14 protein-coding genes are annotated in these 14,668 nt (G+C 56.3%); 6 read left to right on the forward strand and 8 right to left on the reverse strand.

Features of this window, described 5'->3' with window-relative positions; all coding sequences use genetic code 11:
- Positions 1-2: 2 nt before the first annotated feature.
- Together ACN0V1_RS00445 and ACN0V1_RS00450 are read left to right on the forward strand one after the other, a co-directional pair.
- Entirely contained in the window at positions 3-1,100 is a 1,098-nt protein-coding gene (locus ACN0V1_RS00445) for a uroporphyrinogen-III C-methyltransferase (protein WP_417543100.1), read from the forward strand.
- Positions 1,097-2,338, forward strand: a complete 1,242-nt coding sequence (locus tag ACN0V1_RS00450) for a heme biosynthesis HemY N-terminal domain-containing protein (protein WP_417543101.1) — start codon at positions 1,097-1,099, stop codon at positions 2,336-2,338. Before ACN0V1_RS00445 ends, ACN0V1_RS00450 begins: the two co-directional genes overlap by 4 nt.
- Positions 2,339-2,372: 34 nt before the next feature.
- Here the strand turns inward: ACN0V1_RS00450 and ACN0V1_RS00455 are convergent, their stop codons facing one another.
- The 3 genes from ACN0V1_RS00455 to rho all read right to left on the reverse strand — a co-directional run bounded on the left by ACN0V1_RS00455 (position 2,373) and on the right by rho (position 6,567).
- Positions 2,373-3,377 (reverse strand): 2Fe-2S iron-sulfur cluster-binding protein, encoded by a 1,005-nt coding sequence (locus ACN0V1_RS00455; RefSeq protein ID WP_417543624.1) that lies wholly within the window; start codon positions 3,375-3,377, stop codon positions 2,373-2,375.
- A 1-nt stretch (position 3,378) separates the two neighbouring features.
- Positions 3,379-4,866 (reverse strand): 4-hydroxy-3-polyprenylbenzoate decarboxylase, encoded by a 1,488-nt coding sequence (gene ubiD / locus ACN0V1_RS00460; RefSeq protein WP_417543102.1) that lies wholly within the window; start codon positions 4,864-4,866, stop codon positions 3,379-3,381.
- Between the two features lie 438 nt (positions 4,867-5,304).
- On the reverse strand, positions 5,305-6,567 hold the full coding sequence (gene rho / locus ACN0V1_RS00465; protein WP_291946403.1) for a transcription termination factor Rho: 1,263 nt from the start codon (positions 6,565-6,567) through the stop codon (positions 5,305-5,307).
- 368 nt (positions 6,568-6,935) lie between these two features.
- Here rho and moaB point away from each other — a divergent pair, with 368 nt between their 5' ends.
- From moaB to ACN0V1_RS00485, 4 genes are read left to right on the forward strand one after another with little or no spacing between them, the layout of a single operon-like run.
- Entirely contained in the window at positions 6,936-7,508 is a 573-nt protein-coding gene (gene moaB / locus ACN0V1_RS00470; protein ID WP_417543103.1) for a molybdenum cofactor biosynthesis protein B, read from the forward strand.
- A gap of 22 nt (positions 7,509-7,530) precedes the next feature.
- The gene (gene glp, locus ACN0V1_RS00475) at positions 7,531-8,742 is read left to right on the forward strand and encodes a gephyrin-like molybdotransferase Glp (protein WP_417543104.1); all 1,212 of its coding nucleotides are present in this window, start codon (positions 7,531-7,533) and stop codon (positions 8,740-8,742) included.
- Between the two features lies 1 nt (position 8,743).
- Entirely contained in the window at positions 8,744-9,004 is a 261-nt protein-coding gene (gene moaD, locus ACN0V1_RS00480; protein ID WP_417543105.1) for a molybdopterin converting factor subunit 1, read from the forward strand.
- A 1-nt stretch (position 9,005) separates the two neighbouring features.
- Complete coding sequence (locus ACN0V1_RS00485; RefSeq protein ID WP_417543106.1) at positions 9,006-9,455, forward strand: molybdenum cofactor biosynthesis protein MoaE; 450 nt, start codon at positions 9,006-9,008, stop codon at positions 9,453-9,455.
- Positions 9,456-9,473: 18 nt separating this feature from the next.
- On the opposite strand, the gene ACN0V1_RS00490 is transcribed toward ACN0V1_RS00485, so the two are convergent.
- From ACN0V1_RS00490 to ACN0V1_RS00510, 5 genes are all read right to left on the reverse strand, one after another.
- Positions 9,474-9,713: a sulfurtransferase TusA family protein gene (locus tag ACN0V1_RS00490; protein WP_417543107.1), complete on the reverse strand. Its 240-nt coding sequence runs from the start codon at positions 9,711-9,713 to the stop codon at positions 9,474-9,476.
- Positions 9,706-9,834: a hypothetical protein gene (locus ACN0V1_RS00495; RefSeq protein ID WP_417543651.1), complete on the reverse strand. Its 129-nt coding sequence runs from the start codon at positions 9,832-9,834 to the stop codon at positions 9,706-9,708. The genes ACN0V1_RS00490 and ACN0V1_RS00495 overlap by 8 nt, the downstream gene beginning before the upstream one ends.
- Positions 9,831-11,003 carry a formate dehydrogenase subunit gamma gene (locus ACN0V1_RS00500; protein ID WP_417543108.1) on the reverse strand — a complete coding sequence of 391 codons (1,173 nt, stop codon included), beginning with the start codon at positions 11,001-11,003 and terminating at the stop codon, positions 9,831-9,833. Before ACN0V1_RS00500 ends, ACN0V1_RS00495 begins: the two co-directional genes overlap by 4 nt.
- Positions 11,004-11,088: 85 nt before the next feature.
- A complete protein-coding gene (fdh3B, locus tag ACN0V1_RS00505) occupies positions 11,089-11,697 on the reverse strand; it encodes a formate dehydrogenase FDH3 subunit beta (protein ID WP_417543109.1) in 609 nt (202 codons plus the stop codon).
- Between the two features lie 15 nt (positions 11,698-11,712).
- Complete coding sequence (locus ACN0V1_RS00510) at positions 11,713-14,598, reverse strand: molybdopterin-dependent oxidoreductase (protein WP_417543110.1); 2,886 nt, start codon at positions 14,596-14,598, stop codon at positions 11,713-11,715.
- Positions 14,599-14,668 lie beyond the last annotated feature (70 nt).

A 14,668-nucleotide genomic window follows, 5' to 3' on the forward strand; every position in this document is an offset into this window, starting at 1 on the left:
GGATGCCCGTGACTGAAACAACAAAACGATTACCCGCCCCGATTGCCAACGAGCAACCCTCCCGACAGACAGTCTGGCCGGTCTGGGTTATTGCTATCATTGCACTGATCAGTGTTGCCGCGCTGGCTGCCTGGAACTGGCAGCAATGGAACGGCCACCAGGCTACGATGCAGACACTGAGCAACCTGCAACAGGATACCGCGCAGCTGGAGAGCCTTTATGGTGATCGCGGCAGTCAACAAGGCCAGCGCCTGCAATCTCTGGAAGACAAACTGACATCCCAACGGGAGCTGATCGCTACCCAGCAGCGGCAGATTGATCACAATGCCCGTGAGCTTCTGGAAGCCGGAAACCGCACTCGCACCGACTGGTTGCTTGCGGAGGCTGAATACCTGCTACGGATTGCCAACCAGCGACTGTTGATCGAGAAAGACATTCGTGGCGCTCTTTCCGCTCTCGAAGCTGCCGATGAAGTGCTCACAGAGTCTGACGATATTGGTGTGTACCCTGTTCGCCAGCAGCTGGCTCGTGAAGTTCTGGCGCTCAAAGGCATCTCCAGTGTCGACAGGACCGGCCTTTACCTCACCCTCGAAGCTGCCATCGACAGCGTTCACCAGCTCACCGACCAGGCGCTTATCAGCGAGCAGGCGCCTGGGTTTGTCGGCGGCTCACAGGCAGAAGACGACCCTGAAGCCGGCGGAGAGCCAAGCATTCTGGCCAGAGGCTGGCAGAAATTCAAATCTACCCTGATGCAAGTTGTTGTGGTTCGTCGCCTGGATGAGTCGGTGAAACCCTTGTTGTCGCCGGATCAGAGCGCCTATGCGCGGCTGAACCTGCAACTGATGCTGGAAGAGTCGGAAATGGCCGTGCTCAGAGGCAATCAACCACTGTATGAGCGTGCGCTTATCAAGGCCCAGGCAGCCGTTGACGACTGGTACGACGCGAGCAATCCACGAGTAAGCGCTCTGAGCAGCACACTTGCAGAGTTGGCCACACGCAACGTCGCCCCGGACTTGCCCGACATCAGTAAATCCCTGGACCTGCTCAAAGAACGGCTCGCAGGCCGGCTAGACAAAGGTAACGGAGGCGATGATTCATGATTCGCCTGCTTCTGATCGTTCTGTTTGCCCTGTTAATCGGCACCGGCCTATCCCTTGGGCTGCAGTACGACTTGGGTTACATCCGTATCAGCCTCGGCCAGTACCTGATCGAAACGAACTTCTGGGTAGGCCTTGCTTTGCTCATCGCCCTGGTTGCGTTGGTTGTGTTGACCATCGGAATGATACGCCGCATGCGCCAAGGTGGCGGGCTGGTGGCCAACTGGGTCTCCCGCGGCAAGGAACGACGGGCACGCCGGCGCACAACTCAAGGCCTGCTTGCACTGGCGGAAGGCAATTGGCCAAGAGCACGCAAGATGCTTACATCAGGAGCCGGCAATGCTGACACCCCCCTGATCAACTATCTGGCGGCTGCGCAGGCAGCTTTTGAATGCGGCGACCACGAAGCCGTGGATGAACTGCTAAGAAAGGCGTATGAAAGCACGCCGGGTTCGGACATGGCCGTTGGTATTACCCAGGCCCAGCTGCAACTTGCCGGCAACCGTCAGGAGCAGGCTCTGGCGACGCTGGTACGCCTGCGCAAGCAGTCTCCGCATCATCCCTTTGTGCTCAAGCTTCTGAAAAACACCTATCTGCGTCTCGAAGACTGGCGCGAACTGGCAAAACTGCTGCCAGAGCTGCGCAAGCGCAGTGTGCTTCCGGAAAACGAGCTCGGTGAACTGGAGCGCCAGGTATGGCACAACTTGCTGGAGCGGGCAGCGGAAGACTGCCGGCGCCAGCAGAAGGAGAATCCGAACACGTCACTGGAACCACTCACCCGCCTTTGGGATGAGCTGCCAGGCTTTCTGCGCCGCGACGAGAAAACCATCGGGGACTACGCGCGCCTGCTGGCGAATCTGGGCGATGAGGAACAGACGGAAACTTTGCTCCGAAAGGTTCTGCACAATCACTGGAGCGACGATCTGGTTAATCTCTATGGTCGGATTGAAGGCCGCAAACCGGACGAACAGCTTCTTGCCGCCGAACAGTGGCTAAAAGACCGGCCGAACAACGCCGAACTGTTGCTGGCACTTGGCCGACTGAGCCTGCGCAACGAGCTCTGGGGCAAGGCACGGGAGTATTTCGAAACGAGTTTGAGGTTACGCCGCAGTCGGGAAGGTTTGGCAGAGCTAAGCCGCCTGAGCGCTCACATGGGCGACGAGGAAATGAGTATAAAACTTATGATGCAGGGGCTGGCAAACGATAACGGACTACCGAAACTGCCCATGCCCAAAGCCTGACCGGCCATTTCTCCCTGAAGTCTGCCACAGCACCTCAACTTCGAGGTGCATACTCCAGCACATCAGAAAAGAATGCCTCTGGTGGTAGCCCGGCTTCCACCAGAGCGTCCATCAGCGTGTAAACCATCGTCGGTGAGCCACTGGCGTGCACTTCCACGTTACTCCAGTCCATACCAGAGGCGAGCACCGCGCGTACGAGCTGGTCGTGATGCCCGCTCCATTCGCTGTCCTCATCACCACCTACCACGGGCTGAAATGTGAACCCTGGCAAGTCCTGCTCCCACTGCAGGGCCATGGACCTGAGGTACATATCCTCATGGCGGCGCGCTCCCCAGAACAGTTTTACCGGCTGGGCAAAGGACGTACCGCGCAAATAATCAACCAAGCTTTTCATCTGCGCAAAGCCCGTACCGGCCGCAACAAGCAGCAACGGTTTTTCCGGAGCACAAACCAGGCAAGCTTTGCCATGGGGCAGCTCCAGATTGACCGATTCACCGGAGGTCAGGGCGTCAATCACCTTTTGCGCCGACAACCATTCCGGTGAAGCCTGAATATGCAGCTCAATGTTCTGCTCTGTCGGGCTGCTGGCAATGGAGAAATAACAGGGCTCGGCATCGGGCAAGTTGACTGATAAATACTGGCCCGCATGAAAAGACAACTCCCGCCGCCGCGGCAACTGAAGCTCAACCCGATACACATCGTGATTGATAGAGCTTACGTCCACGACGTTTGCCTGAAATTTTCGGGGCTGGTTGTTTCCTGCTGCCATAACGGCACTAATCTCCAGTTCAAGATGGTCGAGCGCTGCGGTTCTGCACATCATCAGCCGCGCGCCGACCGGAATCATCTGTTGGTTTCGGGTATTCAGAGCGGTGCCGCTGAGCAGCCGGGCTTCGCAGAGCTCGCATACGCCATTCTTACAGGCGAACGGAACGGCAATACCTGCACTGGTTGCGGAGCTCAGCAAATCGGCATCGGCTGCCGCGAAAAATTGAACCCCGGAGGGTTCAAGGCATACCCGCCAACGCTTGTTGCCCATATCAGTCAGGGCGGGCAGGCGAAGTTTCAATCCCCAGGCTATCCCAGAGTTCGTCAACCCGCAGTTTTACCGCGTCCGTCATGGCAATGGGCTCGCCCCACTCCCGGCTTGTCTCACCCGGCCATTTATTGGTGGCGTCCATTCCCATCTTGGAGCCCAGGCCGGACACAGGCGAGGCGAAATCCAGATAATCAATGGGCGTGTTTTCGACCAGCATGGTGTCTCGGACAGGATCCATCCGGGTCGTAATAGCCCAGATCACATCCTCCCAGTTGCGGGCGTTGACATCATCATCGGTCACAATCACAAACTTGGTGTACATGAACTGCCGCAAAAAAGACCATACACCCATCATCACCCTCTTGGCATGGCCTGGGTACTGCTTCTTCATGGTCACCACTGCAAGACGATATGAACAGCCTTCCGGCGGCAGGTAAAAATCCACAATTTCAGGGAATTGCTTCTGCAGAATGGGGATGAAAACTTCGTTCAGCGCCACACCCAGAATGGCCGGCTCGTCTGGTGGCCTGCCGGTGTACGTGCTGTGGTAAATCGGATCTTTGCGGTGGGTCATGCGCTCAACGGTGAACACCGGGAACTCGTCCACTTCGTTGTAATAGCCTGTGTGATCCCCGAAAGGGCCTTCCGGCGCGTTATCATCGGGGTAAATAAAGCCTTCCAGAACAATCTCAGCGCTAGCTGGCACCTGTAGATCGCTGAGACCGCACTGCACCAGTTCGGTACGACTGCCTCGTAGCAAGCCTGCAAACGCGTATTCAGATAGCGAATCGGGCACCGGAGTCACAGCACCCAAAATCGTAGCCGGGTCTGCCCCCAGAGCTACAGCTACCGGATAGGGTTTACCAGGATTCGCTTTCTGAAACTCCCGAAAATCCAGCGCTCCGCCGCGATGGCTCAGCCAACGCATGATCAGTCGGTTACGGCCAATCACCTGCTGTCGGTATATCCCGAGGTTCTGGCGTTCTTTATGGGGCCCGCGGGTAATCACCAGCGGCCAGGTAACCAACGGCCCTGCGTCGCCCGGCCAGCAGTGCTGAACTGGAATCTGGAACAAATCAACCTGATCTTTTTCGATCACCACATCCTGACAGGGAGCGGACCTGAGCACTTTCGGGCTCATGCGCATCACTTGCCGCAGCAGTGGCAGTTTTTCGATAGCGTCTTTGAAGCCCTTGGGGGGATCCGGCTCTTTGAGATAGGCCAACAGCTTGCCGACGTCCCGAAGCGCGGTGACGTTCTCCTGCCCCATGCCCAGAGCGACCCTTCGGGTTGTACCAAAGAGATTCGCCAGCACGGGCATGTCGTAGCCTTTGGGATTTTCAAACAACAACGCAGGCCCACCTGCTCGCAGTGTGCGGTCGCAGATCTCGGTCATTTCCAGGTGGGGGTCTACTTCAACTGAGATGCGTTTCAGCTCACCCAGTTTCTCCAACTGGTCAATGAAGTCCCGCAGATCGTTGTATTTCATCGTTGGCTCCGTTCCCGGTTAGCTTCTAAATACGGAGTTCGCCGCCTTCCAGGCTTCTCACCCGGTGCCAGAACGCAATGAGGGCCTGCTTTCCCAGACACGCCGTGAACCCATCCCTGGGGGCTTGGTCTTGCCATCCCTGGCAAGACACAGTCTGGGAAAGCAGGCCCTCACCGCGTTCACGAAATCACCAGTTAACTCAAGGCCGAAACCCACAAAAGCTTAACTGTAATCCAATAAAGGCGCGCGCCCAAAACTTGATCGTCAGTACCGGGGACACCCTCCCCGGACCGTGCATTGCCAGGGATGGCAATGCCGAACCCCCAGGGATGGGTTTACGGCGTGTCCGGGGAGGGTGTCCCCGGTATTGCCAGCCCCAAAGGCAAAAGCGCGAATACAGCACCTGACCTATAAGACCAAGGTGCTAACACACCAATCTTAACGACGCTTCATAGACTGGAAGAACTCGTCGTTGGTCTTGGTGTCTTTGAGCTTATCCAGCAAGAACTCGATGGCCGCAGTGTCATCGTCCATGGAGTGCAGCAGCTTGCGCAGGATCCACACACGCTGGATATCCGCTTCGCTCATCAGCAGGTCTTCACGGCGCGTGCCGGAGCTGCGAATGTTGATGGCCGGGTAAACACGCTTCTCGGCAATCTTGCGGTCCAGGTGAATTTCCATGTTACCTGTGCCCTTGAACTCCTCATAGATCACTTCGTCCATTTTGGAACCCGTGTTCACCAGCGCCGTTGCAAGAATCGTAAGGCTTCCGCCCTCTTCTACGTTACGAGCCGCACCGAAGAAGCGCTTGGGCTTTTCCAGAGCGTGGGCATCTACACCACCGGTCAACACTTTGCCCGAGGAAGGAATAACCGTATTGTAGGCACGAGCCAGACGGGTGATGGAATCCAGCAGGATAACCACGTCTTTTTTGTGTTCCACCAGTCGTTTGGCCTTCTCGATGACCATTTCAGCTACCTGAACGTGACGCGCAGGTGGCTCATCAAAAGTGGAAGCAATCACTTCGCCGCGCACGGTGCGCTGCATTTCCGTTACTTCTTCCGGGCGCTCGTCAATCAGCAGCACAATGATGTGGCATTCCGGATGATTGCGAGTAATAGACTGGGCAATACTCTGCATCAGGATGGTTTTACCGGCCTTGGGCGGCGATACAATCAAACCACGCTGGCCCTTGCCGATGGGCGCAACCAGATCCAACACGCGGGAAGACAAGTCTTCGGTGCTGCCGTTACCGGTTTCAAGCGCCATGCGTTCATCAGGGAACAGCGGCGTGAGATTTTCAAACAGGATCTTGTTACGGGCGTTGTCCGGTTTGTCAAAGTTGATCTCAGCGACTTTCAACAGGGCAAAGTAGCGCTCACCGTCTTTGGGGGGGCGGATCTTGCCGGCAACGGTATCACCGGTGCGCAAGTTGAAGCGACGGATCTGGCTGGGGGAGACGTAAATGTCGTCTGGCCCGGCCAGGTAGGAGGCATCGGCAGAGCGGAGGAAGCCGAAACCGTCCTGCAGAATCTCCAGTACGCCATCGCCATAAATGTCTTCGCCGCCTTTGGCATGCTTCTTCAATATGGTGAAGATAACATCCTGTTTACGCGAACGTGCCAGGTTATCGAGACCCATCTCTTGCGCGATATCGAGCAATTCGGGCATGGAGTTCTGCTTGAGTTCAGTAAGATTCATAGGTTATTAGATTTTCAGGAATGGAATTGAACGGAAGTTGGGATGACAGGGGTGCCCCTGAACAAATTCATTGCTTGGTTGTTAAAACAGGTGCTGGCCAGATGAAGCAACCGGCGTAGACAAAATCCGGAATATAAATATTGAAGCCAGTAGAGTGGGTACAACCGTTCGTAGGGCAAGAGCGATAATCTGCTACCTTACCCGCCAATGTCAAGTGCAGGGGCCAAATTAACGCCTACTTTTCGGTTCTTGAAGGCGGCGCACACAAGCGGGGGCCTCCCCCTGATGGGTTACTCCCTTCCATTACCCGCCACTGAAAGGGATACTGGTAGCCAAAATTTTTCCTGTGGTTTTCGGAGTAGATTCCCATGAGCAGTGAACTCACCAGCAAACTCAAACCTCTCAATATCGCGATTCTTACGGTCTCCGATACCCGCGGGTTTGATGAAGATTCCTCCGGTCAATTTCTTGAAGACAGCGTTGTTGAAGCCGGGCACAAACTGATTTCAAGGCGCATACTGCCAGATGACATTTATCTGGTGCGAGCAGCCATGTCATCCTGGATTGCAGAGCCGGATGTTCATGTGGTGATCATTACCGGTGGCACCGGTTTTTACGAGCGCGACAGTACCCCGGAAGCTGTTGCACCGCTACTGGATAAATTCATTGAAGGATTTGGCGAGGAATTCCGCCGCCAGTCAGCCTCGGAAATTGGCACCTCCACCATTCAATCCAGAGCTTTTGGCGGCCTTGCCAACCATACGGCTATTTTCTGCCTGCCGGGTTCCACCGGAGCTTGTCGCACGGGCTGGAACGGTATTCTCAGCACCCAACTCGACAGTCGCCACGGCCCCTGCAACTTTTCAGCGCTGGTCGGCAGCAAACCAGAGCGCGCTGTTGAACGCCTTCAACAAGTTATTGGCAAGCGCGCCGCACGCTAATCCTGAACACGGAGAGAAAACCATGGCAGCCAATCTGACGCCGGTTGATGAGGCTATCGCTCACCTCTTGAGCAAAGCGCCGGTGATTACGGAAACCGAGCTTTTGCCCCTCACAGAAAGCCTGGGCAGGATACTGGCACAGGATTATCAGGTGCCGGCGGATGTGCCGCCAGCGGATAACAGCGCGGTAGATGGCTACGCACTGCGCGCTGAGGATTATGTACACGGTCAGGCTCTGTCGGTATCTGGCCGAATCCCGGCTGGCTCGGCGCCTGGCTCGCTGCAACCCGGCACGGCTGTCCGCATCTTCACCGGCTCCGAGGTTCCGGCCGGTGCTGACACGATTATCATGCAGGAGCGGGTCGAGGTTACAGATAACGGCATCCTCATCAACGGCGAAGTAAAGGCTGATCAGAACATACGCAGGCGCGGCCAGGATCTTGCCGAAGGCAGCCTGGGCCTGGAAAAGGGTATTAAAATCCGACCCCAGGAAATGGGCCTTCTGGCGTCCATCGGTGTAGCCGAAGTTGCTGTGGTGAAAAAACTGCGGGTGGCCATTCTGTCAACAGGTGATGAGCTTGTAGAGCCAGGCGTTCCGCTGAGGCCGGGCCAGATTTACAACTCCAACCGTTTCACCCTGCTTGGTCTTTTGGCAGAGGCAGGTTGTGAGGTAGTGCTGTGTGAAACCCTGCGGGATACACGCTCTGCTACCCGGGAAACTCTTGAACGCGCCGCTGCAGCAGCGGATCTCGTTATTACAAGCGGCGGTGTGTCTGTCGGTGAGGAAGACCACGTGCGAGCGGTGCTGGAAGAGTCCGGTCAGCTGTTGCTGTGGCGCATGGCGATCAAACCCGGCAAGCCGCTGGCGTTTGGCTCGATCAAGGGTACACCGGTCTTCGGCCTGCCAGGCAATCCGGCTTCGGTACTGGTAACTTTTCTGGTAGTGGGGATGCCTTACATCCGTACTTGCCAGGGGCGTCTGCAGATTCATCCTGTCGGTCAGCAGGTGCCTGCTGCTCTTAATGTTACTTCACCCTCGGCACGCAGAGAGTTCCTACGTGCGCGCACGGAATCAGTTGACGGCAAAATCCAGGTCACAGCTTATACAAACCAGAGTTCTGGCGTGTTGAGTTCTGCCTGTTGGTCCGGTGGACTTGCGGTGGTTCCGGAACACGCGATGATTGCAGAGGGAGACCTGCTGACCTATTACCCATTCACTGAATTGTTGAGCTGATATGACTGACCAGACCCTGACCGTTCGTTTTTTTGCCCGCCTCCGGGAAGAGTTGGGTACGGAACAACTCACGTTACCGGCAGACACGGATCAGACCGCTGGCGACCTGCTTGCGGCGCTGGCAAGCCGCGGCGGCCCCTGGGCACAACTGCAAGGCAGCCAGCCGGTGATGATTGCGATCAATCAGGCTATGGCAAAGCCTGGAACGCCAGTAAAGGCCGGGGATGAAGTGGCGTTCTTCCCTCCAGTAACAGGGGGTTAGGATGATAAGTATTCAGACTGAGGATTTTGATTGCGGTGCCGAGCATGCCGCTCTGAGGAGCAGCGGCGCCGGTACTGGAGCCATTGCTACCTTCACAGGGCTGGTGCGGGATAGCGGCGATACGCAGCATGTGTCGGGCTTGTTTCTGGAGCATTATCCGGGAATGACGGAGCAGGTGATTGCCGGGTTGATCGAGGAGGCGTCGCGGCGCTGGGACGTTCGTAAAGCGCGGGTGATTCATCGGGTTGGCAGGTTGCTGCTGCAGGAGCAGATCGTATTCGTGGGTGTTTGCAGCACCCATCGTGGGGACGCGTTTGCGGCTTGCGAGTTTATTATGGATGCTTTGAAGACTTCGGCGCCGTTCTGGAAGAAGGAGCTCTCTGAGGCCGGGGAACATTGGGTGGAGCAAAAAGCTTCAGATGTTGCTCGGGGTGAGGCTTGGGATAAGTAGCCTGGCCTCCAACGTCAATTATGCCAGACAGATACAATAACGGATGACGCCCGCGTCCTCTTCCCGGATCCATTCAATCCTGTGGCCGGCTATCTCACACAGCGCCTGTAAATCCCGACGGCCAGTGGGGTCATCGGCCAGGAATTCGACTTGTGTCCCGCTGGGCAAACCCTGAATGCGCTTTTTAAAACGCAAAACGGGGAGAGGGCACACCAAACCGATGGCATCGATTTGATGTGCTTCTGATTGTTCAGTCAAGACGCACGCTCGTTGCGCTGCTTCCTTGCTCGGCTGATGACCATCCGAACTGACCTAAAATCACCGGGGCGGCGAAGGCAATCACCAAGGAAGCGACAAATGCAGAAATCATAACTTTCACGAAACTTCTCCTTTGCTTTGCTTGGCCTCCACCTCGGCCACCCACAGATCGTGATGCTGGCGCGCCCATTCCACATCAACCTGACCGTTACCCATGGCGTCGAACGCACCTTCCATACCGACGGTACCAATATAAATGTGGGCAATAATGGCAAGCATCATTACGAAAGCCACGACCGAGTGCCAGATGTTGGTATATTGCATCTCTTCGTGCGGTGTCAGGGCCGCAGCGAACTCTGTCCCCAGGACACTGTTTATGACACTAAAGGTCTCGGCAAACATGGGCATTTGAAACGGGAACAGCAGCGATAGGCCAGACAGAGAAACCGAGAAGCCCAACACCATAACGGTCCAGAAAACGATCTTCTGACCGGCGTTGAATTTTCTTGCTGAAGGATGGGATTTGGTAAAAATACCGCCGCCCATCTTGAGCCACTGCCAATCCAGCTTGCCAGGGATGTTGTGCGCCACCCACATAAAAAACGTCATCACCAGACCGAGCATAAAAGACCAGGAAATGTTGTTGTGAACCCACTTCGAGCCAGCGGCCAGGGTCGCAAAGGCATCTGGCTCCATCACGGGGATCAGGAAACTCCGCCCCATCAGGGTAATGAGCCCGGTCATACCCAGCGCAATAAACGAGCCGGCCAACAGCCAGTGACCAAATCGTTCGATGGCTTTGAATCGCTGAATCGTGATGCCTGAAGGGCCGCCATCGATCATGATTTTGCCGCGAACGAGGTAAAACACCACCAGCAGGGCGATGAAAGCCAAGAGTGCGCCGCCGCCATAGGTGATGATCGGCCCCTCGCGCAGCTTATACCAGGTCATTCCTCCGTCCTGGATCATAACGTCAGCCGCAGGCCCCCGAACCTGTGTGTTGGCGTCAAATTCGTTATAGCGAATGGAGCGGTATGTGTCTGCGTCAGAAACCCCGCCGCGTGTACCTAGTTGATCGGTGATCGGCGCCGCATTGGCTGGATCACCCAGATTTTCAGATCGGAAAGTCTCGTCAACTTTCAACTTTTGCTGACGAGCCATAATATCTTCCAGGGTTTGAGCGCCCCCGGTTGCTGTGCGATCAACCGCGGGGGCCTCTTCCGCCCAGACAGAGTTGAGTGAAAGTGTCGCCAGTAGAAAGACGGCGGCACCCAATAGTTTCAAGTTCATGAGAGCGCTCCAGCGGAATAAACAAGAAGAATTCTTTGCCTCAATATGTTCCGGGGCCGAAAGGCCCCGGAACACTCAGGCGAACTTATGCACCCTTCTTCTCGTAGGCTGTGCCCCATCCCCAGGCGCCGGAACCGAAACCACGGCTCACGACACGCTGGCGATAGATATCCGCCACCTCGTTGCCGTCACCGGCCAGCAGGGCTTTAGTCGAGCACATTTCCGCGCAGAGGGGAAGTTTGCCCTCGGCAATACGGTTGCGTCCGTACTTGGCGAACTCGGCTGCTGAGTTGTCTTCTTCGGGTCCGCCTGAACAGAACGTGCATTTGTCCATCTTGCCCCTGCTGCCAAAATTACCCGCTTGCGGGAATTGGGGCGCACCGAAGGGGCAAGCGTAGAAGCAGTACCCACAACCGATACAAAGATCCTTGGAGTGCAGAACGATGCCGTCTTCGGTCTGGTAGAAGCAGTCGACCGGGCAGACGGCCATGCAAGGCGCGTCTGAGCAGTGCATACAGGCTACCGAGATCGAACGTTCGCCGGGCTTACCATCTTCGATGGTCACCACGCGTCGACGGTTAATACCCCAGGGGACTTCATTCTCATTCTTACAGGCCGTCACGCAAGCATTGCATTCGATGCAGCGTTCGGCATCGCAAAGGAATTTTGCGCGTGCTTGTCCTTCAAGTGCCATGGTCTACACCTCTTGTTATGCCGGCATAATCGAACACAGGGTGGCTTTGGTCTCTTGCATCTGCGTGACCGAGTCATACCCGTATGTTTGAACAACGTTTGTAGATTCACCCAGAACGTAAGGATCAGAGCCCTTGGGATACTTATCCCTCAGCGATTTACCCTCCAGGTGCCCGCCGAAGTGAAACGGCATGAAAGCTACGCCTTCGCCGACACGTTCAGTCACCATTGCCTTGACCTTGATGCGACCGCCTTCCGGTCCGGATACCCAGACGTCGTTGCCGTCGCGAATGTTCAGGTTGTTCGCATCACGTGTATTCACCTCAATGAACATGTCCTGCTGCAATTCGGCCAGCCAGGGGTTGGAACGCGTCTCGTCGCCGCCACCTTCGTACTCGACCAGACGGCCGGAGGTGAGAATGATGGGGAATTCCTTGCTGAAGTCCTTCTTCTGAATAGACTCGTACAAGGTCGGGACGCGCCAGAACGTCTTGTCTTCATAGGTCGGATAATCAGCGACCAGGTCACGACGGTTGGTGTAGAGCGGCTCGCGATGAACTGGCACTGGATCAGGGAAATTCCAGACCACAGTACGCGCTTTGGCGTTTCCGAAGGGTGCGCATTCGTGCTTGATCGCGACACGCTGTATACCCCCTGAAAGATCGGTCTTCCAGTTGGTCTCGGGGCCGGCTACCGCTTCAATGCTGGCACGTTCCTCAGCCGTCAGGTCACCGTCCCAGCCCAGATCCATCAACATCTGCATGGTGAACTCGGGGTACCCGTCCTTGATATCCGAGTTTTTCGAGTAAACGCCTTCTGCCAGCAGGTTTTCACCGTTGCGCTCGACACCAAACCGGGCGCGGAAAGTGAGACCGCCCTTGGACACTGGCAGGGACAAATCATAAAGATTCGGTGTCCCCGGGTGGTTCATTTCTGCCGTGCCCCAACAAGGCCAGGGCATACCATAGATGTCTCCATCGCAAGGGCCGCCATTGGCGCGAAGGGTGGTCCTGTCGAAGTGGTGCTGGTACTTCATGTGCTTCTTGAGACGCTCAGGCGATTGCCCCGTGTAGCCGATGGTCCACATGCCACGATTGAATTCACGAGTGATGTCCTCGATTACCGGCTCGTCACCTTCAATGGCAATGTTGCGGAACATGCGATCGGTGAAACCGAACTTGTCCGCAAACAGTTTCATGATTTCGTGGTCAACCTTCGAATCAAACAGTGGTTCGACAACCTTTTCGCGCCACTGGAGCGAGCGGTTCGATGCGGTTACGGAGCCGCGAGTCTCGAATTGGGTGGTCGTTGGCAGCAGGTAGGCGCCGTCTTTGCGATCGTGCAGCACGGCTGAAACGGTCGGGAAGGGATCCACTACGACCAACAGGTCCAGCTTTTCCATAGCTTCCTTCATTTCAAGCATACGGGTCTGGGAGTTTGGCGCGTGGCCCCAGAGCACCATGGCTCGGGTGTTGTCCGGCTGCTCGAGGTTTTCCTTTGCTTCCAGAACGCCGTCGATCCAGCGAGACACCGGGATGCCCTTCTCGTTCATCATGGCTTTGGATTTGCCGTTTTTGTCCCACACGGCAAATCGGCCTTTCAGCCAATCCGGATCTTCCTCCCAGACTCGCGCCCAGTGGGCCCAGGCACCAGCGCTCAGGCCATAATAGCCAGGCAGGGTGTCGGCCAGTACACCGAGGTCGGTGGCGCCCTGAACGTTATCGTGACCACGGAAAATGTTGGTGCCGCCGCCAGAAGTACCCATATTGCCAAGAGCCAGCTGCAGAATGCAGTACGCGCGCGTGTTGTTGTTGCCGTTGGTGTGCTGGGTACCACCCATGCACCAGATCACCGTACCCGGGCGATTATTGGCCAGGGTGCGGGCGACACGTTCCAGCTGAGCGCCCGGCGCACCGGTTACGCGCTCGACTTCTTCCGGATCCCAGCGTTTTACTTCTTTGCGGATCTCGTCCATACCCCACACGCGGGTGCGGATAAATTCTTTGTCTTCCCATTTGTTCTCGAAGATGTGCCAGAGAATGCCCCACACCAGCGCAACGTCTGAGCCCGGCCGGAAACGGACGAACTCATCGGCGTGGGCTGCGGTACGAGTGAAGCGCGGATCACAGACGATCAGTGGTGCGTTGTTTTCTTCTTTGGCTTTCAGAATGTGCAGGAGCGACACCGGGTGCGCTTCGGCGGGGTTGCCTCCGATCAGGAAGATCGCCTTGGAGTTGTGGATGTCGTTGTACGAGTTGGTCATCGCACCGTAGCCCCAGGTGTTGGCTACGCCAGCGACCGTTGTCGAGTGGCAAATCCGGGCCTGGTGATCGACGTTATTGGTGCCCCAGTACGCCGCGAATTTGCGGTAAAGATAAGCCTGCTCATTGTTGAACTTGGCGCTGCCCAGCCAATAGACCGAGTCAGGTCCACTCTCCTCGCGGATCTGAAGCATTTTGTCGCCGATTTCGTTGATTGCCTGATCCCAGGGAATCTTCTGCCACTGGCCGTTAACCATTTTCATGGGAGACTTGAGACGGCGTTCACCGTGGGCATGCTCGCGCACTGAAGCACCCTTGGCGCAGTGAGCACCCAAATTGAAGGGGCTGTCCCAGCCTGGTTCCTGGCCAATCCATACGCCACTCTGAACTTCGGCTTCGACGGTACAGCCTACCGAGCAGTGCGTACATACCGATTTTTTGCGGACGACTTCGCCGCCACCGGTCGACGGGGTCGCAGCTTCAACCCGTCCCGACGTCAGCGATAAAGCCGCCATGCCACCCACTGCAACACCGGAAGCCGTTAAAAATTGACGGCGATCCAACGTCTTCGCAGCGAGAGATGAAAGCAAAGAGCCTGCACGGGAGCGTTTCGCTACCCCGTTGGTCTTCTTCCTTAACATGTCTCTTACCTCTCTCGTTTTTATTCTCGTTTTTTCTGGAGGTGTGGTCATCCAAGAGCATCACGCAACC

Origin of the sequence: Marinobacter sp. (assembly GCF_048266785.1) — a bacterium.
GTDB lineage: Bacteria > Pseudomonadota > Gammaproteobacteria > Pseudomonadales > Oleiphilaceae > Marinobacter.

Coding starts and splice junctions, on each gene's coding strand:
- ACN0V1_RS00445 (WP_417543100.1), top strand. CDS start 3: ATGCCCGTGACTGAAACAACAAAACGATTACCCGCCCCGATTGCCAAC.
- ACN0V1_RS00450 (WP_417543101.1), top strand. CDS start 1,097: ATGATTCGCCTGCTTCTGATCGTTCTGTTTGCCCTGTTAATCGGCACC.
- ACN0V1_RS00455 (WP_417543624.1), bottom strand. CDS start 3,377: ATGGGCAACAAGCGTTGGCGGGTATGCCTTGAACCCTCCGGGGTTCAA.
- ubiD (WP_417543102.1), bottom strand. CDS start 4,866: ATGAAATACAACGATCTGCGGGACTTCATTGACCAGTTGGAGAAACTG.
- rho (WP_291946403.1), bottom strand. CDS start 6,567: ATGAATCTTACTGAACTCAAGCAGAACTCCATGCCCGAATTGCTCGAT.
- moaB (WP_417543103.1), top strand. CDS start 6,936: ATGAGCAGTGAACTCACCAGCAAACTCAAACCTCTCAATATCGCGATT.
- glp (WP_417543104.1), top strand. CDS start 7,531: ATGGCAGCCAATCTGACGCCGGTTGATGAGGCTATCGCTCACCTCTTG.
- moaD (WP_417543105.1), top strand. CDS start 8,744: ATGACTGACCAGACCCTGACCGTTCGTTTTTTTGCCCGCCTCCGGGAA.
- ACN0V1_RS00485 (WP_417543106.1), top strand. CDS start 9,006: ATGATAAGTATTCAGACTGAGGATTTTGATTGCGGTGCCGAGCATGCC.
- ACN0V1_RS00500 (WP_417543108.1), bottom strand. CDS start 11,003: ATGAACTTGAAACTATTGGGTGCCGCCGTCTTTCTACTGGCGACACTT.
- fdh3B (WP_417543109.1), bottom strand. CDS start 11,697: ATGGCACTTGAAGGACAAGCACGCGCAAAATTCCTTTGCGATGCCGAA.
- ACN0V1_RS00510 (WP_417543110.1), bottom strand. CDS start 14,598: ATGTTAAGGAAGAAGACCAACGGGGTAGCGAAACGCTCCCGTGCAGGC.